Annotated in this window: 14 protein-coding genes and 1 pseudogene; 12 read left to right on the forward strand and 3 right to left on the reverse strand. The window is 46.5% G+C overall.

The window, feature by feature from the left end; all coding sequences use genetic code 11:
* Positions 1-966, reverse strand: coding sequence for a helix-turn-helix transcriptional regulator (locus AC6ESP_RS01360; protein WP_497094865.1), 966 nt, complete (start codon positions 964-966; stop codon positions 1-3).
* A 92-nt stretch (positions 967-1,058) separates the two neighbouring features.
* On the opposite strand from AC6ESP_RS01360, the gene AC6ESP_RS01365 reads away from it, so the two are divergent.
* Together AC6ESP_RS01365 and AC6ESP_RS01370 are read left to right on the forward strand one after the other, a co-directional pair.
* The gene (locus AC6ESP_RS01365; RefSeq protein ID WP_497094866.1) at positions 1,059-3,770 is read left to right on the forward strand and encodes a winged helix-turn-helix domain-containing protein; all 2,712 of its coding nucleotides are present in this window, start codon (positions 1,059-1,061) and stop codon (positions 3,768-3,770) included.
* Between the two features lie 90 nt (positions 3,771-3,860).
* The gene (locus tag AC6ESP_RS01370; RefSeq protein ID WP_497094867.1) at positions 3,861-4,787 is read left to right on the forward strand and encodes an NAD(P)-dependent alcohol dehydrogenase; all 927 of its coding nucleotides are present in this window, start codon (positions 3,861-3,863) and stop codon (positions 4,785-4,787) included.
* A gap of 370 nt (positions 4,788-5,157) precedes the next feature.
* Here the strand turns inward: AC6ESP_RS01370 and AC6ESP_RS01375 are convergent, their stop codons facing one another.
* Positions 5,158-6,198: a LacI family DNA-binding transcriptional regulator gene (locus tag AC6ESP_RS01375; RefSeq protein ID WP_497094868.1), complete on the reverse strand. Its 1,041-nt coding sequence runs from the start codon at positions 6,196-6,198 to the stop codon at positions 5,158-5,160.
* A gap of 510 nt (positions 6,199-6,708) precedes the next feature.
* Between AC6ESP_RS01375 and AC6ESP_RS01380 the strand changes: the two genes are divergently transcribed.
* The 8 genes and pseudogenes from AC6ESP_RS01380 to AC6ESP_RS01415 all read left to right on the forward strand — a co-directional run bounded on the left by AC6ESP_RS01380 (position 6,709) and on the right by AC6ESP_RS01415 (position 17,633).
* Entirely contained in the window at positions 6,709-7,602 is an 894-nt protein-coding gene (locus AC6ESP_RS01380) for an ABC transporter permease (RefSeq protein WP_497095000.1), read from the forward strand.
* A 17-nt stretch (positions 7,603-7,619) separates the two neighbouring features.
* Positions 7,620-8,501, forward strand: coding sequence for a carbohydrate ABC transporter permease (locus tag AC6ESP_RS01385; protein ID WP_497094869.1), 882 nt, complete (start codon positions 7,620-7,622; stop codon positions 8,499-8,501).
* A gap of 74 nt (positions 8,502-8,575) precedes the next feature.
* Positions 8,576-10,189 carry an ABC transporter substrate-binding protein gene (locus AC6ESP_RS01390; RefSeq protein WP_497094870.1) on the forward strand — a complete coding sequence of 538 codons (1,614 nt, stop codon included), beginning with the start codon at positions 8,576-8,578 and terminating at the stop codon, positions 10,187-10,189.
* Between the two features lie 54 nt (positions 10,190-10,243).
* Entirely contained in the window at positions 10,244-11,722 is a 1,479-nt protein-coding gene (locus AC6ESP_RS01395; protein WP_497094871.1) for a glycoside hydrolase family 32 protein, read from the forward strand.
* A 15-nt stretch (positions 11,723-11,737) separates the two neighbouring features.
* Positions 11,738-12,637 (forward strand): ROK family protein, encoded by a 900-nt coding sequence (locus AC6ESP_RS01400; RefSeq protein WP_497094872.1) that lies wholly within the window; start codon positions 11,738-11,740, stop codon positions 12,635-12,637.
* Between the two features lie 104 nt (positions 12,638-12,741).
* Positions 12,742-16,569: a GH32 C-terminal domain-containing protein gene (locus AC6ESP_RS01405; protein ID WP_497094873.1), complete on the forward strand. Its 3,828-nt coding sequence runs from the start codon at positions 12,742-12,744 to the stop codon at positions 16,567-16,569.
* A 239-nt stretch (positions 16,570-16,808) separates the two neighbouring features.
* A pseudogene (locus tag AC6ESP_RS01410) lies at positions 16,809-17,233 on the forward strand (DMT family transporter).
* 22 nt (positions 17,234-17,255) lie between these two features.
* Entirely contained in the window at positions 17,256-17,633 is a 378-nt protein-coding gene (locus AC6ESP_RS01415) for a DMT family transporter (protein WP_497095001.1), read from the forward strand.
* A gap of 135 nt (positions 17,634-17,768) precedes the next feature.
* Here the strand turns inward: AC6ESP_RS01415 and AC6ESP_RS01420 are convergent, their stop codons facing one another.
* The gene (locus AC6ESP_RS01420; RefSeq protein ID WP_497094874.1) at positions 17,769-18,425 is read right to left on the reverse strand and encodes a TetR/AcrR family transcriptional regulator; all 657 of its coding nucleotides are present in this window, start codon (positions 18,423-18,425) and stop codon (positions 17,769-17,771) included.
* Between the two features lie 293 nt (positions 18,426-18,718).
* Here AC6ESP_RS01420 and AC6ESP_RS01425 point away from each other — a divergent pair, with 293 nt between their 5' ends.
* On the forward strand, positions 18,719-19,498 hold the full coding sequence (locus AC6ESP_RS01425) for an SDR family NAD(P)-dependent oxidoreductase (protein ID WP_497094875.1): 780 nt from the start codon (positions 18,719-18,721) through the stop codon (positions 19,496-19,498).
* A gap of 48 nt (positions 19,499-19,546) precedes the next feature.
* On the forward strand, positions 19,547-20,680 hold the full coding sequence (locus AC6ESP_RS01430; protein ID WP_497094876.1) for an SMP-30/gluconolactonase/LRE family protein: 1,134 nt from the start codon (positions 19,547-19,549) through the stop codon (positions 20,678-20,680).
* Positions 20,681-20,954 lie beyond the last annotated feature (274 nt).

A 20,954-nucleotide genomic window follows, 5' to 3' on the forward strand; every position in this document is an offset into this window, starting at 1 on the left:
TTAGGGCGAGGTAGTATAAAGATTTAAAATATCTTGCGTTCGATTAATGATCAATTGTCTAATGAGTGCCGGCTCCATCACAACAGCATCTGTACCCCATTGCATGATGGTGTCGACTACACAAGTGAAATCAGAGGCTTGTATCGTTTTTATGATCGTCCCAGTCTCATCTTCATGAATCGTCAATCCTTGAGACATCCAGAGATCTGATTTACATTGCCATACCCCTCGTCTATTCAATTCGATCTTTAGAAGCATAGTCTGTTCTAATTCGGGGTCTAATTTGTCAGGAAATACCCAGTCGGTCACCTGCTGATTGCTTAAGTCCATCGTGTCCATGGCTTCTGTTGGAATGGCAAAGGAAAGGACGCGGTCCACACGGAAATTTCTATAATTCTGTGCTGTATAACAATAAGCTGGACAATACCAGAAGCCGTTCATCGTATATACCCCAATTACTTGGATATCCCGGCTGGAAACACCATTTTGTGATTCATAGGAGATAGTGACCCTGCTCTGATTAAGTGCTGCCTCGAGCAAATCAGGCAAATACGGGGTTTTCAATGGGCGGTTGGGGACCCAGAAAAGGACTTTTGAACGCATTTGATCTATTTTATTCTTAATGGCAGAGGGTAAATAATGATAAAATTTGTTCAGAGCGGCTTGCGTTTCTGATTCGAAAGGCAATTGGTTATAGTATTTCAATGATTCAGCGATGAAGAATAAAGCAACCGCCTCGTTCTGAGTAAATCGTATTGAAGGTAAGGTAGGATCTTTGAGTATATGATATCCCCCATTCATGCCTACCTCTGAGTATAAAGGTACTCCCATCTCAGATAGTTCCTGCAGATCTCTTAGAATCGTTCTTTTGGATACGTGAAACTCCTCGGTTAGATCCTTTATATTAAATTTCTTTGTCGAGCTGATCGTCATGAGAATATTGAGTAATCGCTGAGATTTGTTCACTGAAGTCCTCCGCCTATTGATCCGGTTTTTCTATTCACTTATACCGAATATTGTAACATGCAGGATTAAAATAGGGATAATAATGTGAGTGAATGGGGCAGCTCTTATTGACGCTTGCGGACTGCGCTCCTTATAATTCATCTATGACCATTCCAATTCTAACCACTAAATTATATATCCCTCCATTTCGTTCGAATGGGGTAACCCGACCTCGTCTGATTGGGCAGCTGAACGAGGGTCTATATCGTAGACTGACCGTCCTCTCTGCTCCGGCAGGCTTTGGCAAAACAACGCTGGTCACCGAATGGCTTGCCCATTGTGATCGACACGTCGCCTGGTTGTCGCTGGACGAAGGGGATAACGATCTTACACGTTTCCTGACCTATTTCATAACGGCTCTACAGACGATTGAAGCAAATATTGGAGATGGCCTGTTAGGGTTGCTCCAATCCCCACAGCCGCTCTCAACTGAAGCGATTCTCACAGCTCTGCTCAATGAAATGACTACGATTCCAACACCTTTTCTGGTTGTCTTAGATGATTACCACGTGATAAAGACTAGCTCAATTGACAATGCCATAGCCTTATTAATTGAGCGTATGCCGCCACAGATGCACCTGGTCATGACCACCCGTGAGGAACCACGTCTGTCCTTGGCGCGATTACGTGCACGGGACCAATTGACTGAAATTCGATCGCTGGATTTACGGTTCACCTCTTCTGAAGCATCCGAATTTCTGGTCCAGATGATGGGCTTGAACCTTACACCGAATGATATTACCTTGCTAGATTCCCGAACAGAAGGCTGGATTGCCGGCCTGCAATTAGCTGCTCTTTCGATGAAGGGACACACAGACCCATCTAGCTTCATCGAATCTTTCACAGGCAGCCATCATTTCGTGGTTGATTATCTAGTTGAAGAAGTGCTGCAGCAGCAGCCCGAGAGTGTCCAGCATTTCTTATTACGTACATCCGTGCTCGATCGTTTATGTGGTCCTTTATGTGAGGCTGTTCTTCACGGAGGAATCCATGAGCATCTTGATGGCGCAGCTTCTGGGCACAAAACGTTGGAATATCTTGAACACATGAACCTATTCATCATTCCGCTGGATAACGAACGGCGTTGGTACCGTTATCACCATCTTTTTGCTGATTTACTGCGGAAACGGCTGCAACAGAGCATTCTCTTGGGTGCAGAGGATGACCTGTCTGCAATCCATATACGTGCCAGCATTTGGTATGAAGACCATTTCCTCATGCTTGAGGCTTTTCACCATGCCGCTGCTGCCAAGGATAACCACCGCGCAGCTCGTTTAATGGAGGGAGCAGGAGTGCCCTTGCTCTTTCTTGGAGCGGTAACTCCAGTAATGAATTGGTTGGAATCATTGTCACATGAGGAACTGGATGCAATCCCGTCGCTATGGACGATGTATGCTTCTGCCTTGCTCTTGGTGGGCCAAATCTCAAGCGTTGAGCAGAAGCTGCAAGCTGCTGAGCAAGCTCTGCAAGGTGCGCCGCAGGATGACAAAGCTCTGGATACGATCGGACATATTGCCTCTATACGTGCCACGGTAGCTGTCAGTATGCACAGGGTAGACTTGATTATGGCGCAGTCTTATCGTGCTCTAGCTTATCTGCACCCAGACAACCTGCCTGTGCGCACAGCCACGACCTGGTCATTAGGCTATGCTTACCAGCTTCAAGGGAATCGTGCTGCAGCGAGCCAAGCCTATACCGAAGCCTTATCCATTAGTGAGAGGATTGGGCACGTCATCATTATCATTCTGGCTACACTTGGCTTAGGGCAGATACAGGAATCAGAGAACCAGCTTAACGTGGCAGCTGAAACCTATCGGCGTGTATTGAAATTAGCGGGTGATCCCGCGCTTCCTGTGGCTTGCGAGGCCTATCTGGGATTAGCTCGCATAGGGTATGAATGGAACGACTTCGATACCGCAATGCAGCATACTCAACAAGCCATCCGATTGGCGCAGCAGTTAGAACATACAGACAGAGTTGTAGCAGGTGAAGTGTTTCTTGCCAGGCTCATGCTCTCTCGAGGGGAAGTGAGCGAAGCGGCTGCTAGGTTAGCCATGGCTGACCATTCCGCTCGGCAGCAGCATTACGACAATCAGATCCCTGCTATTGCTGACGCACAGGTGCTTACTATGCTTCGTCAAGGCAATCTGACGTCAGCTGCTCAATTGGCGAAGAAGCATGGCCTTCACCTCAGTCGAGCTAGGGTACTTGTCGCTCAAGGAGCTAGGTCAGCGGCACAGTTGGTGCTTGAATCCTTATTAGAAGAGGCGGAAGCAAAGAACCTACAGGATGAATGGCTCAAGGTGATCGTTCTATTAGCAGTGGTATTAGCTGCACATGGCGACAAGGAAAAAGCAGAGCGAATGCTGACTGACGCCCTGACGATAGCAGAGCCTGGTGGCTTTGTCCGAATCTTCGTCAATGAAGGGATCCCAATGTACAGGATGTTGTGCGAAGCGGCTGCCCACAGCATGATGCCGGACTATCTGGTTAAACTGTTGGCTCAGTTCGAAGTAGAGAAGCAAGAAGTCAAATTGGATCAGCGCGAACCTCGGCCAACAATGACCATGATCGAGGCACTGAGTGAGAGAGAGTTAGAAGTTCTGCGCCTTATCGCTGAAGGACGATCGAATCGTGAGATTAGCGAGCACCTTTTTCTTGCGCTGAGTACAGTTAAAGGGCATAACCGGATTATTTTCGATAAATTGCAGGTAACACGGCGTACCGAGGCAGTAGCACGTGCACGAGATTTGGGATTATTGTGAGGGATGGTCACAAACCATACTTAAGTATCTATCTTACAATCCCTTATTCCATCTATACTTAGGGGCAAATTGATGTGCAGGAGGAAACCCGTGAAAGCCATAATATGTACGAAATATGGATCGCCTGATGTTCTACAGCTGCAAGAGGTGGACTGTCCTACTCCAAAGGCCAATGAAGTGCTGGTCAAAATACATGCGACAGCTGTAACATCCGGGGACTGCAGAGTTCGAGGATTTAAGAGTCCCTTCTTGTTCTGGATTCCCATGCGTCTATTCTTAGGTCTCCGGAAACCTAGAAAACCGATACTCGGTGTGGAGCTGTCAGGAGAGATTGAGGCTGTAGGTGGAGAGGTGAAGCGCTTCAAGAAAGGCGACCAGATTTTTGCTTTTCCAGGGATGCGATTCGGTGCCTATGCCGAATACACCTGTTTTCCTGAAGACGGATTGATAGCAATCAAACCGACTAATGCGACTTATGAGGAAGCTGCTGCTGTTCTTTTTGGAGGAACGACAGCTTTGCATTTTCTAAGAAAAGGTCATATCCAGAAGGGGCATAAGGTGCTTATCTATGGGGCTTCGGGTGCGGTAGGCACATCCGCGGTGCAGCTTGCGAAGTACTATGGAGCTGAAGTTACGGGGGTATGCAGCACTACCAATATTGAATTGGTGAAATCTCTAGGGGCGGATAAGGTCATTGATTACAAGAAAGAGGATTTCACGAACAATGGTGAATTGTACAATATCATCTTCGATGCTGTTGGGAAGATTACGAAGTCCAAATACAAGAAAGCATTAACGCGGAGCGGGACATATGTGACAGTAGAAGGGCAGGGGGTTGCCAAGGAACGAATGGAGGATGTACTGCTTCTCAAAGAGCTTATGGAGGCGGGGAAGATCCAATCGGTCATTGACAAAAGCTATCCGCTGGAACAAGTTCCTGAAGCTCATGATTATGTTGAGAAAGGGCACAAAAAAGGAAATGTAGTCATCACGGTAAAGCATGGTAATGCGAGCTAATAGAGTTATAGAATAAGCATGGTTAAACCAAAAGGGGCTGTCCCAAAAGTCATTAAAATGACGATGGGATAGCCCCCTTTATTTGGGTTAAGCAGCAACCTCCGCATTCGAATGTTCTTCCGATCGCCATTGCTCGGGGATTCCTTTGAATCAACGAAGTAAGGTTGGAATCCCCTCACAAAAGCGAACGCTGACGCTTCTCCAGAATCATTCGAATCGCTCCGTTTGCCATTAACCTGTCATTAAACCGCGTTTCGCAGATTTCTGCTTAGAGGCTTGCCAAAAATTAGCCTCGAAGTCGGATTGCTTTCCCTTGCCCACAGTCTGTTGAAGAAAGCAGCCCCTTTTCGTTTAACCGACACCCAGCCGTCTAGCTGATATGCGGAGTAGATTCTCTAATCGTAGGCTTGGTGAAGATATGCGAGACCTGATAGGGCTGTGATGGATCATTGATTCGGGAGAGAAGCATCTCTGCCGCCTTCACGCCCATTTCGTTACTGTAAATATGGACGGTCGTAAGATGAGGTTCAACAATGCTGGACTCAGGTCCATTATCGAAGCCGCATATGGCGACATCCTGAGGGATGGAGATGTTGCTCAACTTCAATGCCTTCATGAAGCTGACAGCAATGTAATCATTGGCGCATATAAAAGCGGAGGGAAGTTCCTCAATTCGGCGCAGACGCTCTTCCAGCCAGCTTGGTGTAGAGAAGAAGAGAGAATCATCATCTACGATGCATTGGGCTGGGTTCAGCGTTATTCCAGACTCTATAAGGGCACGATTAAAGCCGACCCACCGTTCATTGAAACTGAGGCAATGGTTGTAATCTCCGATAAATCCGAAGCTGGAATACCCGCTCTCAATTAATTTTCTCGTAAGCTGGTAGGTACTGTGCTGATTCTCCATCAGCAGAATGTCTGCTTTGAAGTCTGGGAAACAGACGGTTGAAGCGCAGTCTATGAATATAGTAGGCACTCCGAGATTGGTAATTAGCTCACTGTAGCCCAAGTCGAACAGCTCAATACAAATAATGCCGTCCACATTAGAGACATCAAAGTTATTAGGCAGTGATAAGGAAGCCTGATCCACATCTCTGACAATGTGAAAGGACAAGTTGTAGCCCTCAGAGCTGATCCGTTCCTCTAGACCGCTCATTAACGTCGAGCCGAAATGAGACGTATTGGGAAGATTCGCTGTCAATAAAGCGATGTTCCCTGATTGCTTAGATAGAAGCTGATCGCTTTCCAGGAATGCGAATTGCTTGTATTTTAATTCAATTGCTTTCTTTAGAACCTTACTTCGCGTTTCCTCTGGAATCGTACTGATTCCATTCAAAGCCTTAGAGGCTGTATTTCTGGAAATCCCGAGGGCGTCAGCGATATCTTGAATGGTAACTCTTTCCTTGGACATGTATGTGAAAACCACCTCTAGCTAACTATATACTTAATTAGATGCCTTTTTTTGTAACCGTACTCATTTGTATAAGTATCTCAAATGTATATTAGTTTGCAACAAATAGCAATAAGTAAGTTACATTTGCGCATTTTATTTTACAAAAACAAAAATTTAATTGGTCAAAATAAACTAAAAATGTGCATGGGGAGAGAGCGTTTGAACAATGAATTTGATTTTAATTCAATTTTCCCAGCTGAATGCCATTTGAATGAGCGTTTTTTGTAAAAAATACCCACAATTTATTGATTTATGAACAAATTAGATATTCAAATGCACAATATTATTTTTACAAAATGTATTGACGTTTGGTTGGTGGTTTGATAAATTGTAAATGCAGCAAGAGAAAATGCATACTAATGTAAGCCCTTACTGCGCAAATGAATTGAATTTTGTAAATGGATGGAGGCAAAGGCATTGCATAACACGATTGAAGCCGATCAGGCGAGTAAGGCGATAAGGCCAGGAATGGATTATTTGAAAAAACATTACTTCCTTTATATTTTGCTCGCGCCGGCACTCCTTTTAACGATTATTTTCAAGTATGGGCCAATGTACGGAGCCATTATTGCCTTTAAGGATTTCAGTCCAATCAAAGGCATTATGGGGAGTGATTGGGTAGGCTTCTACAATTTCGAGAAGTTTTTATCTTCACCGAATTTCGACGTTATTTTTATGAATACGCTTAAATTAAGTTTCTTTGGCCTTATTTTAAGCTTCCCGATACCGATTGTGCTTGCGCTTATGCTGAATCAGGTTAGACAAACGGCGATTAAGAAGAACATTCAATTGTTTCTGTATGCGCCGAACTTTATATCAGTCGTTGTTGTAGTCGGCATGCTGTTTATTTTCTTGTCGCCTACAGGGCCAATTAACCAAATATTCATCTTAATCACGGGTGAACCGGTTATGTTCATGTCTCGTGCAGAATATTTCAGATTCATTTACATTTTGTCTGATATTTGGACGGGGGCGGGCTGGGCTTCCATCATCTATGTAGCGGCCTTGGCTAATGTGGATCCGGAGCTTCATCATGCAGCTAATCTCGATGGTGCGAACCTGCTTCAACGTATTCGCCATATTGATCTGCCGACCATTCGTCCGATTATGGCTATCGTCTTTATCCTTGCTGCCGGCGGAATCATGTCCATCGGCTTCGAGAAAGCTTATCTGATGCAAACGGCAATGAACCTTCCGACATCAGAAATTATTCCGACTTATGTGTACAAGATCGGTCTGCAGTCCGGTGACTACGCCTATTCAGCCGCAGTTGGGCTATTCAATTCCGTCATTAACGTCATTATGCTCGTTACGGTCAACTTCATTGTGAAGAAGCTGAACGAGGGTGATGGTCTTTATTAAGAAAGGAGAATGTTGTAATGGCTATTAAGCATTCCAGGCTGGATCGGTTACTGCTGCTATTAAACGGCATCTTCCTTGTATTCGCCGTGCTGCTTGTTGTTTTACCGCTGTTCTATGTTGTAATTGCTTCCTTTATGGACCCGTCCGTTCTATTAAGTCGCGGCTTGTCCTTCAATCTGTCCAACTGGTCACTCGAAGGGTATCAAATGATTCTGACCAATCCGGCTATGATCAAGGGCTTCGGTAACTCTGTTCTCTACTCAGTATGCTTCGCACTTATGACGGTTATTGTATCCGTCTGTGCGGGCTACGCGCTTTCTGATAATCGCTTGAAGGGCAAAGGGGTGTTCATGACCCTGTTCATCATCACCATGTTTTTCGGCGGAGGGTTAGTGCCTACTTATCTTCTGGTGAAAACACTGGGCCTGCTGGATACCATTTGGGCCATTATCATTCCGGGGGCTGTGAATGTATGGAACATCATTTTATCAAGAACCTTCTTCAAAGGGGTTCCTATGGAGCTGAAGGAAGCGGCCAATGTTGATGGTGCATCGGAGATGAGAATTTTCTGGCAGGTTGTTCTGCCGCTATCGAAGCCTATTATATTCGTTCTTGCTCTGTACGCTTTTGTGGGTCAATGGAACGCCTACTTCGACGCGATGATTTATCTGGATAATTCGAATCTGCATCCGCTTCAGCTGGTTCTTCGTTCGATCTTGATTCAGAATCAGGTCGATCCAGGCATGATTAGTGATCAGCTCGCAGCGGCTGAACTGAAACGCTTGTCGGAAATTATTAAATATGCAGCTATTGTCGTGTCCAGCTTACCGCTTATCATCATGTATCCCTTCTTCCAGAAGTACTTTGAGAAAGGTGTTATGGTCGGCTCCCTGAAATAGGGCAGACCTTCACATAGGCTTGGTGAAGCAAGAGATAGACATCATTTCATTTACTATTTGGGAGGTCCTAGGTTATGACAAAAATGAACAAATCAAGATTTGCAGCTAGAACGGCAACTGTTTCTATCCTTACTGCCACTATTCTTCTCTCTGCCTGCAGCGGGAATGGGAGCGGAGGTGCAGCTAGCAAAGAGCAAGATCCAAGTGGCAAGGTGACTCTCAACTTTATTACACAAAGCTCTCCGATTGCCCCGTCTGATCCGAATGATAAGCTGATTAACAAGCGGCTAGAGGAGAAGACCAACGTCCATATTAATTGGAAGAACTTCACGAGGGATGTTTTTGTAGAGAAAAGAAATCTCGCAGTTGCGAGCGGCGATTTGCCGGATGCTATTTTTAACGCAGATTATAGCGACTATGAGCTTCTGAAGCTTGCGAAGGACGGGTCTATCATTGCCCTGAATGATCTGATCGAGCAGTTCATGCCTAACTTCAAGAAAGTGCTGGAGCAAGCGCCCGAATATAAAAGCATGATTACAGCTCCTGACGGCAATATTTATGCATTTCCTTGGATCGAGGAGCTGGGCAGCGGCAAGGAAAGAATTCAAGCTGTAGACAGTATGCCTTGGATTAACGTGGAATGGCTGAACAAGCTCGGTCTTGCTATGCCAACAACGACAGATGAACTGAAGAAAGTGCTGATTGCCTTCAAAACTCAGGACCCTAACGGCAACAATCAAGCGGATGAAATTCCATTGTCCTTCATTAATAAGCCTGGTGCAGAGGATCTGGCATTCCTGTTCGCTTCCTTCGGTCTCGGTGAGAATCCTGACCATGCGGTTGTATCCAATGATGGAAAGGTAATCTTCACAGCTGCTGAGGAAGGATACAAGGAAGCCGTTCAATTCATTAACGAGCTCTATCAAGAGGGCTTGATCGATATTGAGGCCTACACACAAGATTGGAGCACTTATCTGGCGAAAGGGAAAGATCAGAAATACGGTCTGTACTTCTCATGGGATAAAGCGAATATTACAGGTGCGAACGAATCGTATGACATCATGCCTCCACTTGCAGGACCTGACGGCGAGGTTAACGTCACTCGAACTAACGGACTGGGCCTTGGCCGAGGCAAGATGGTTGTGACAAGCGCGAATAAGAACCTAGAATCAACAGCGAAGTGGGTGGATCAGCTCTTTGATCCTGTTCAATCTGTACAGAATAACTGGGGAACCTACGGTGACGATACGCAGCAAAATATTTTTGAATACGATGAAGCGAGCCATTCACTGAAGCATCTGCCGCTGGAGGGTACGGCGCCGGTTGAGCTGCGTGAGAAGACGAGCATCGGCGGCCCTCTAGCCATTCTGGATTCCTATTACGGCGAGTATACGACAATGCCGGATGATGCCAAAGGAAGAATGGATATTATCAAAAATATTATGGCTCCGCATATGAAAGCAGACAACGTCATGCCTAGCGTCTTCAATTCAATTGATGAGCTGGATCGTCTGACTACAATCGAAACGGATCTGTTCGCTTACGTGCTAAGAATGCGTACGGAATGGTACCAGAACGGCAAGATTAACGAGCAATGGGCTGAGTATCTCAAGGAGCTGGATCGTCTTGGTCTACAGGAATGGCTCGAAATTAAGCAAGGCGGCTACGACAGAGCGACTAAAGGCTAATAATAGAACCGTTTAATACAAGAGATAAAATAGGAGCAAGGGAGAGGAATAATGATGTCTATACTGGCAAAACAAAACTACAGAGGTGCCTATCATGTGTCACCTCAGGTTAACTGGATGAATGACCCTAACGGCATGGTCTATTACGAAGGGGAATATCATCTGTTCTTCCAGCACCATCCGAATGGCGACACACATGGGCCAATGTATTGGGGCCATCTCGTTAGCAAGGATCTTATTACCTGGGAAGAGCTGGATATTGCGCTCCATCCTGATGAGCACGGCACTATTTTCTCAGGCAGCGCAGTAGTGGATTGGAATAATACAACCGGATTCTTCGAGGATGGTCCTGGCCTTGTTGCGATCTTTACTCATCATCTAGAGGTGGAAGGCAGTCATCCCGTGCAGCGTCAGAGCTTAGCCTATAGCACAGACAAGGGCAGAACATGGGTGAAATACGAGGGTAATCCGGTTCTTGCGCATGAGACCTTTATCGATTTTCGCGATCCGAAGGTGTTCTGGCATAAGGAGATGAACCGCTGGGGAATGATCATTGCTTGCGGGCAGACCGTATGTCTCTATCATTCGCCTGATCTGAAGACATGGACGTTCGGCAGCGAATTCGGCAATGGCATCGGATCTCATGATGGTGTATGGGAATGTCCGGACCTATTCCCTCTTGAGATAGACGGGGATGCTGACAATGTGAAATGGTTGATGCTCGTTAGCATTGGGGATGATGCTGCATTTGTAGAAGGCTCTAGAACTCAGTATTTCACAGGAGACTTCGACGGAGTAACCTTTACGCCGGATGCCGCTTCGATGGAAGTGAGATGGGCTGATCATGGAAGAGATAACTATGCGGGCGTTACTTGGTCGGATATGCCTGCGGAGGATGGAAGACGTCTCTTCATCGGCTGGATGAGCAACTGGAAATATGCTAATCAGACGCCTACCGAGGGCTTCCGCGGTGCAATGACGATTCCGAGAGAGCTGACACTAGAGACGATAAGCGGCATCCCGACTCTGGTACAGAAGCCGGCGGTCGAGCTGGAGAGTGCACGCAGGCCGATTCTTACCTTGAATCAAGCAACAGCACAGGATGTGGAGGAGGCACTGCGTCAGCTCCATCTCGTAAGCTATGAGATTCATGCAGAGCTGCCTAGCAATCAGTCACTGGGCTTCAAGGTAAGAGTGGGAGCAGAGAATGAGACGATTGTTGGTGTGAACGCCTCAGAGGCTGTAATCTATGTGGATCGCACCAAGTCCGGAGTGCATAGCTTCCATGCTGATTTCCTTGGTGTTCATGCTGCTAAGCTTGCATCATCAGGAGATAAGCTAGCCATGCGTATATTCGTAGATGCCGGCTCTGTCGAAGTGTTCGGCAATGACGGTCAGGCTGTTATTACTGATCTTATCTATCCGGATGCAGATGCAACGGGAATATCATTCTTCGCAGCTGATTATGATGTGATCATCCCTTCTCTAAGCTTATATGAGCTAGTGCCTTCTGCTGGGACTAGATCTATCTAAAAGGGGGTCACGATTATGCGCATAGGAGCCATTGAAGCCGGAGGGACCAAGTTTATTTGCGGTATTGGCAATGAGCACGGAACAATTGAGGATTCGATTAGTTTCCCGACAGAGCATCCGGATATAACCCTTGGTAAGGTTATTGAATATTTCACCGAAAAAGAGGTTGAGACTATCGGAATAGGCTCATTCGGGCCAATCGAGCTTCATCCTGAAAGTGCTCGGTATGGTTATGTAACAACAACGCCCAAGCCGGGATGGGAGAATTGTGATTTCCTCGGAATCTTGAAGCAGAGCTTTCATGTCCCCTATGGCTGGGATACAGATGTTAATGCGGCTGCTTATGGTGAGGCTGTATGGGGAGCGGCTAGAGGGCTTCACAGCTGCCTATATTATACGATTGGCACCGGTGTTGGCGTAGGTGTATATGCAGAAGGCCAATTGGTACACGGACTCGTCCATCCGGAGGGTGGGCATGTATTGGTTAGGAGACATCCACAGGATCACTTCTCTGGCATATGTCCTTATCACGGGGATTGTCTGGAAGGGATGGCTGCCGGACCAGCCATCGAGGCACGTTGGCAGCAAAAGGGCTTCGAGCTGCCTTCCGATCATGCAGCTTGGGAAATAGAGGCTTATTATATCGCTCAATCCATTACGAATGCGATTCTAATGACCTCACCCCAGAAAGTCATTATCGGAGGGGGCGTCATGCAGCAATCCCAGCTGTTCCCGCTGATCAGAGAAGCAGTAAAACGCAACCTGAACGGCTATGTAAGTGCAGCTGAAATTAATAATCATATCGAACAGTATATTGTGCCGCCTGGCCTTGGACATCAAGCAGGGCTATACGGAGCTTTGGCCCTTGGACTACGGGCTTATAAGGAGGCACAGGAGAGCGTTTCTGTTCAGTAAAGAATATCAACTAGAAAGGGCAGCGGGAATGGCTAGCATATGGCTCCCCGGCCCTTTCTATTTAACTGAACAATAGAACATACAAAAAGAAGAGAGGGAAAATAATGAAGGTGAAGTTGAATGCATGGATATCTATCTTCATGTCCAGTCTGCTTATTACAACTGCTGTGACTGCTGCTATAACTGTGAGTCCGGCTGCAGGATGGACAGCAGAGGCGATGATGGATACCGAGGAGGGCTCAACTATTTTTGAAAGCGCATCCAATATTAATACAAATCTAACAGGCTGGCAGATCAGAGGAGAAGGAACAATGGACAATACGCAAGAGGGATTGCTCCTAACTTCCAGTGACAAGGAAAATGTAATGGCGATCTCTGGCGTGACGTCAGACAATTTCATCTACGAGGCAGACGTGAAAATAACAGATCTCAAGGCAGATGCGTCTTTGGTGTTCCGCTCTAACGAGGACGGCTGGGCTTCCTATATGCTGCAAATTGTACCTAATGCGAATTTAATTCGTCTACGGGATGCTGCGAACGACAATGCACTTAAGGAAGAACGTAGTGTTGCGATTGAGGCGGGTGAAATCTACCATCTAAAAGTAATGGCTAATGGCAGCAGCTTGAAAGTATATTGGAACGATCAGTATAAGCCTGTTATAGATATTCATGACACCGCTTACATAACGGGTTTTCTTGGGCTGAATGTATGGGATGGCTCGGCTTTATTCCAGGATATTAAAGTAAGCGGGCTGATAAGCAATCTTGGAAAAGTCGCGCATGCGGCCGGAGCATGGGAGCCGGATCTGAAAGGCTGGGAAGGTCAGGCTTCGGACGAAGCTGCCATACAGATTTATAATCAGCAGGCAGAAGATATGGTGTATGAAGGTGATATCTCCTTCGATGCAGGGCAGTCTGAGGCGGCGATGGTCTTCAGAGCTAATGAGACAGGCACAGCGGGATATGCAGCTGCATTAGTGAAGCAGAGCAATGGTGTAGCCGTACAGCTGAAAAAAATAGATGGCACAGTAATCCGTACATCCAAGAAGGTCTATCCGACTCAAGAGGCAACGAAGCATCACCTTGAAATTGTGGCAAAAGGGAAGAAGATAGCCATTTATATAGACGGTTATTCGGATGCTGCTGTAGAGACCGTTGATAAGAGCTATACACGAGGGTACGCAGGGCTTGCAGTCCTATCTGGTCATGCTTACTTCCAGAACGTCTATGTGACCGCCGCTACAGATTATTACATGGAGAAATACCGTCCTGATTATCACTATACACCGGCAAGGGGTTCAGTGAGTGATCCGAATGGTCTCGTCTACTACGAAGGTGAATACCATCTGTTCCATCAGGATGGCGGTACTTGGGCACATGCCGTAAGTGAAGATATGGTCAATTGGAAGCGGCTTCCGATCAGCTTGCCTTGGAATGATCTTGGGCATGTATGGTCTGGCTCGGCGGTTGCCGATCTGAATAATGACTCTGGGCTGTTCACCGAGTCGGGGGGCACTGGGCTGCTGGCGTATTATACCTCCTATAATCCAGATGCTATTAATGGCAATCAGCGTATTGGGCTCGCTTACAGCACTGATCAGGGACGAACCTGGCAATACTCGGAGGAGCACGCGATTGTTATCGAGAATCCAGGCAAGCAGGGAGAGGATTCGGGCGGGTGGGATTTCCGGGATCCTAAGGTAGTCAGAGATGAATCTAATCAACGATGGGTAATGGTTGTCTCTGGTGGTGATCATATCCGTTTCTACACGTCGACGAACTTGATTGACTGGACGTTTACCGATAATTTTGGCTATGGCGACTATGTGCGCGGTGGTGTATGGGAATGTCCGGATCTGTTCGAACTGACCGTTGAGGGGACCAATGAGAAGAAGTGGGTTCTGATGATTAGCACCGGAGCTAATCCGGCAACGGAAGGCTCTGATGCTGAATATTTTGTAGGCCAGCTAACAACAGAAGGTAAGTTCATTAATGACAATGCGGCAGGTGAAGTGCTGAGAACCGATTATGGCAAGGAATTCTATGCCTCTATGTCTTTCTCGAATCTGCCGAATAACCGTAGAGTTATGCTCGCATGGATGACGAACTGGGATTATCCGTTTGCGTTTCCTACTGAGGGATGGAAGGGTGAGCTTACCATTCCGAGAGAAGTCAAGCTTAGGAATACAAGCGACGGGGTTAGACTAGTTCAAGCTCCTATCATGGAACTTCAATCCTTGCGAACAAAGCTTGTTCAGGTTAAAAATAAGCAGGTGGATTCCAAATCCTCCAATCTTCTTGATGGCTTGTCCTCGGGCGCCTATGAGATTGAAGCAGAGATTGAAATTCCTGCGGATAGCGCGGTAACGGAATTTGGCTTCAACGTAAGAGAAGGCGGCAGCAATAATAAGACGGTAGTCAGCTATCGCACGACGGACCATCAGATGCTCGTAGACCGTACGCTCTCGGGTGTAACGGACTTCTCAAGCTTGTTCTCAACCGTGCAGTCTGGACCACTCAAGCCAGTGGCCAATCGGGTGAAAATGAACATTTTCGTAGATGATTCTTCCATTGAGGTATTCGGCAATGATGGGGAGGTTGTATTCTCTAATGTCATCTTCCCTGATCCTGCTAGTCGCGGGATGAGCTTCTATTCGAAGGGCGGCAAGGTAAAGGTTGTATCACTGAAAGTACATGCCCTTGCGAATATATGGAATGATCTGAATGATAGGGATACCAAGGTAGTGATGGACACAAGTGAGAGGGAGCTCAGTGTCGGCCAAAGAGAAAGTTTGTATGTGGCGGTAGATATGCAACAGGACGCTTCAATCGGAAACGGAAACGGAAATGGAAATGAAAAAGGAAAGATGCAGCTGCAATGGAAGTCCAGTAATCCGAGTATCGTGAAGATTGATTCTTCTGATGACAGCAAGGCTGTTGTCCTTGCCACAGGTACAGGAGAAGCTGTCATAACAGTCTCGACAAGGGATGGCTCCTCCTCCGCAAATGTTATCTTTAAAGTATATGACGGTGAATTTGTGACCAATCTAACAGGCTGGAAGTCCGACCGAGCACTAGCGAATTGGGTAGTGTCGGAGAATGGAATCCGGGGCAGCTATACAAGTGATGCGAATTATATCGCGCAAGAGACGGCTGGGGATTTCAGCTATGAGGCCGATATCAGGCTTGGCGAGGACGGAGGAGCGGGTTCTATTCTGTTCCGGGCAAGCGAAGATGGGCGCAGCGGCTATTACTTTAATCTCGACCCGAATATGAAGGCTTACCGGCTGTTCTATAAGATTGACGGCTCCTTCGAGGAACGCATGGTTATAGCTAGAGTACCTGCCTTTATCCAGCGTGGAGAAATCTATCATGTGAGTATCACAGCGAGAGGTCCTCATATTCAAATAGCGGTTAACGGCGATAGCATTATCGATATTCAGGACGGCACATTTGCAGAAGGGCATTTTGGCGTTAATGTATTTGGAGGACGAGCTTCCTACCAGAACGTTCTAGCTCATAATAGGCAGGAAGCAGACTTAACCTCTACATTCTTTAAGAATGAAGTGACAGGTACGTCTTTGTATGCGGCAGGTGGGCAGAATGGAGAGCCGGTAACCATTCTGGTTGACGGAGGGACACGCTGGACACTTGTTCCAACAGGGGATGAGCATGGCTCCTATTCGATTCGTGAAGAAGGCGGAAAAGCGCTTGACCTTAATACAGGTCAGAATACAATTCAGCTGTACACCTACTTAGGCTACAATAACCAGCGCTGGATCGTGGAGTACAATGCCAACGGAACTGCTAGCATTAGATCGGTGCATAACGGAAAGGCGTTAGAGGTATCGGAGGACGGTACAACACTTACTTTGAATGATCCACAAGTAGAGCTAGATCGTCAGGAATGGAGGCTGTCGAGTGAGCAGTAATAATTAGTAGAGCTCACTTAGCTAGGGTAGTAGGGGATCTCGATCAATGAATATTTTGGAGTGTGAAAAATAGAAGCCATTTGGAAAAATGGAGAGGGAAGAGGAAGACCGAGAGTCTTCCTCTTTTTTATGTTCAGAAAGTATCAAAGGTTTTTTAAGCGTTCAGGACATATGTCCTTCCCAGCGTGCTCTGATCTATCTTTTAATAATAAGAAAGATGGTTATTGAGGAGAGGGCATATGAAGGGAGTCTTATTTGCAATATTGGGAGGGGTTTTGATAACGCTGCAAGGAATAGCAAATGCCAGGATCAGCCAAAATATAGGTACTTGGCAGGCTGCAGCGCTTACTCAGTTAACCGGGTTTATTGCAGCATTTCTAATTTTGATGGTATTTGGGGGCTTGCAATGGCGCGGGTTCAAGCAGGTGAAGCCTTTGTATTTAACAGGGGGCTTATTCGCAGCCTTTATTATTTCTAGCAACATCACAGCTATTCAACAGGTGGGCGTTACGTTAACAATATCAATGCTCTTAGTTGCCCAGCTGGGTTTAACGGTTATCATTGATACGAATGGATTGTTCGACATGAAGAAGCAACCAATGAGCTAACGCAATTTATTGGCATCGGGATGATGATTGCAGGCGTCGTCATATTAAAAGGCTAAGTCTGTGGATGAACGGGCAGGGATGTGGGCGACAACGACACTCGTACTAGGACTAGGTTTTCTAGCTTCCTTTACGATTGGCCTCATTTGGGAAGGGAAGCAGATGGTTGTGCTTCAATCGATGCAGCCGTGGTTCTGGTTCAGTGGTCTTATTGGCGTGGGTGTCGTCATCAGCTTGGTACAGGGTATAAAGCGGCTCAGCCCCACTTACGCTATTGCAATTGTTATGACGTCACAGCTCGTATTTGCTTTGATATGGGATTCACTTGGTTTAATGGGGCTTGCGAAAGTTCCATTTACCATGAATAAGCTGCTTGGTGTAATCGTTATTATCGGGGGCATTGTCGTATTGGAATTCGGCGGTAGGAAGGAGCGCAGCACAGTATCCGAGGTGAATTAGTCGTTAGCTTCTAATGAATGGCTGTGAATAATGGGCGCAGGACAGAACCTCTAACAAGGCAAGAGGAAACAGCGCTAATGGCTGTTTCCTCTTGTTGTTTGTAAATAAGCTGTTCACTAAAAAGCTTAACTTTTCCTACTTAACGAACAGCGTATCGGACAATAGCGATAGTGTTTGCTGATAGGTGGCATAGGCGGAAGGAACATCACCTAAATGTCCGCCCATTTGCAAATGGATGACGCCGTGGAGAGCACCCCACACCAAGCGGACAATGTCTACAATATCCGCTGGTGCCGATGCCGATAGGAGGCCTTGCTCCTTGGCACTGCCGACTACAACTATCAATTGTCGCATCGCGGTTATGGTACCCTGCATGCTTTCCTGATCCGGCTTGAAATCTCCGAAAGCACCGCCGAACATTAGCTTGTAGTAGCTGGTGTAGCGCTGTCCGAACAGCCAGTAGGTTTCGCCTAAAGCGAGCAACTGCTCCCTTGGGTCAGCAAGTAGGGGTGTAGATTCAAACTCGCGAGCCATAATTTTGCAGCCATCGAGATACAGCTGCTGGGCTAAGCCCTCTTTATTGACAAATAAGCTATAAATAATTTTGGTGGAGCAGCCCATTTTCTGAGAAACCTTACGGACGGTAACGGCTTCCGGACCTTCCTCTTGCAGTATTGTCGCGGCAGCGTCTACGACAAGCTGGCGGAGATTTTCTGTATTTTGCAGCCGCGCTTCCTGATAGGTTTTTAGATCGCGTTTGTCGCTATTCACGGGCTTGACCTGTTCATTCATCGTTATCACCTTCGTCTTTGGATTACCTGTTATTCTTAAGAAACAGGGTTACCCATTTACATACTCAAATTCTATACAGACGGTTAGTCCTTGTCAATGAAGCACAGCGAATGGAACGAGGTTAAATAAAAAACATTGACATCATTATGCAGTTAAGTTACTATGATCTCATTAGGAAACGCTGTTACCGGACGAACGTTTAATGATCGCTTCCAAGGTAATGGTTCTTTTTTTAATCGTTTGGTAACAGTGTTTCTATAAAATTACAATGTGTTTAAATGGAGGGACGTTATATGAATATGCAAGGGAAATGGACGCTTGTTACAGGAGCATCTTCTGGCATCGGGGAGCAATTCGCCAGACAATTAGCGGAGAAAGGCAGTCATCTGGTGCTCGTAGCGCGGTCGAAGAGCAAGCTGGACAGCCTAGCATCCGAGCTTATCAAGAAACATGGCATTCAAGCGAAGCCTATTGCGCTAGATCTGTCTAAGGAGAGCGCTCCGAGTGAGCTGTATGAGCAATGCAAGCAGCTTAAGGTCGAGATTGATCTGCTCATTAATAACGCAGGCTTTGCCACGCATGGTTTGTTCGATCAATTACCAGGCGATCGTCAGCATGAGGAAGTGATGCTCAATGTGGCGGCGGTGGTTAACCTGACGCATCTATTCCTGCCAAGCATGCTGCGCAGAAATGCAGGTACTATTATTAATGTAGCTTCAACGGCTGGCTTTCAGCCACTTCCTTACATGGCGGTTTATGGGGCCACCAAAGCCTTCGTCCTATCGTTTACTGATGCGCTATTGTGGGAGAATCGCAAACGTGGCGTACAGTTTTTTGCCCTATGTCCAGGCTCAACGGACACCGACTTCTTCAAGGTTGTAGGGACGGAATCCGCCTCTGTCGGGAAAAAAGATACACCAGAGAGAGTAGTGAAGGAAGCGCTGCGCAAGCTGGAACAAGGCAAAACTTATTTGGTACCGGGCATGCAAAATTATATCGGCGCGCAGCTGTCACGATTCATAACGCGCAGACAGTCACTCCGTCTCGTAGGCAGCATGCTGAAGCCTCGTTAATACGTTAATACTTACAACAGTCATCATAATTATAAGGGAGTTTTTCTAATGACATCTTCACCGACAAAAACGAACGTTGCCACAAAACGCAAAATCTTCAGAAGGGTGAGCTTATCTCTTGTAGGGCTGATCGTTGCAGCACTGCTGATCTTTATTATTATTCCCTCTCCGGTTGAACCGGCTCAATGGATAGCGCCAACAGCGCCTTCTTTAGAGGCAGAGGGATTGTGGCAGCAGAACGACAAGCTCAGCTCTGCCGAGCTAGTTACGGATGCCCCACATTTTCCAGAATTCATTACCTTTGATAAAGATGGTCAGCTGTATACAGGAGATTCTGACGGGAAAATCTATCAAGTTCCTATTGATACACAAGGCAATCCGGGCAAGGCAGTAGTGTTTGCCGATACACAAGGAACGCCGAATGGGCTTATGTTCGATGCTGCTGGGAGTCTTATTGTGACTGATGTTCAGAAAGGCTTGTTGTCGGTATCGCCGGCAGGAGATGTGGAGGTGCTTGCCAATTCGGTGAATGGCGAGCCGATTTATTTAGCCAATGAGCTGGATATCGCGAAGGATGGCACAATTTATTTTTCCGATACGTCGAATTATGGCAAGGTTACCTTCAAGGAAATGGCGGAGAATAAACCGCATGGAAGACTGCTCAAATACGATCCAGCGACCAAGCAAACCTCGGTGCTGCTAGAAGGGTTGTATTTTGCCAATGGTGTTGTACTGTCTGCAGATGAGGATTATGTGCTTGTAGCGGAGTCTTACCGCTATGAGATGACCCGTTACTGGCTGAAAGGTGAAAAGCAGGGGACAACGGATATTTTTGCTGACAATATGGCTGGCTTCCCGGACAATGTAACACGCGATGCACAGGGGAACTTCTGGGTCGGGATTTTCACCACACGCTTAGCGTTTGTTGATCAAATGCACAGCAAGCCATGGCTGGCAGGTATGATGGCTAAAGTTCCACAAGCTCTACTGAATGGAGCCAGCGCCCCAGTGAAGCATGGGTTAGTGGCTAAATACAGCAAGGCAGGGGAGCTTCTTGAGAGCTTGCATGATCCTGAAGGCTCGCTATATGGAATCACGACGGCAGTTAATCATGACGGATATTTATATATAGGCACGGCACCAGGGGGCAGTGAAGGTATATATCGTATACCTTTGTCCTAGAAATCCTACAATATTGACCACAGAAATGCAGGGTGCAAGGGAGCGGCCGTGGTACTGTATGACTAAGAGGAGGTGGATATGCATTACCATTATTAAAAAGAAGCTGTCTGATCACGATTTGGAATAAATGAATATAGGATGGGAAAACACGCCAAATGAGGCGTGTTTTCTTCTAGTGTAGAGACCAACATATGACTAAGCCTAATCAATTATTCCATTTATTGATAATGAGAATGATTATTACTATAATGAGAGAGTTAGCTGGTATAAATAG

It is taken from the genome of Paenibacillus xinjiangensis (assembly GCF_059686975.1).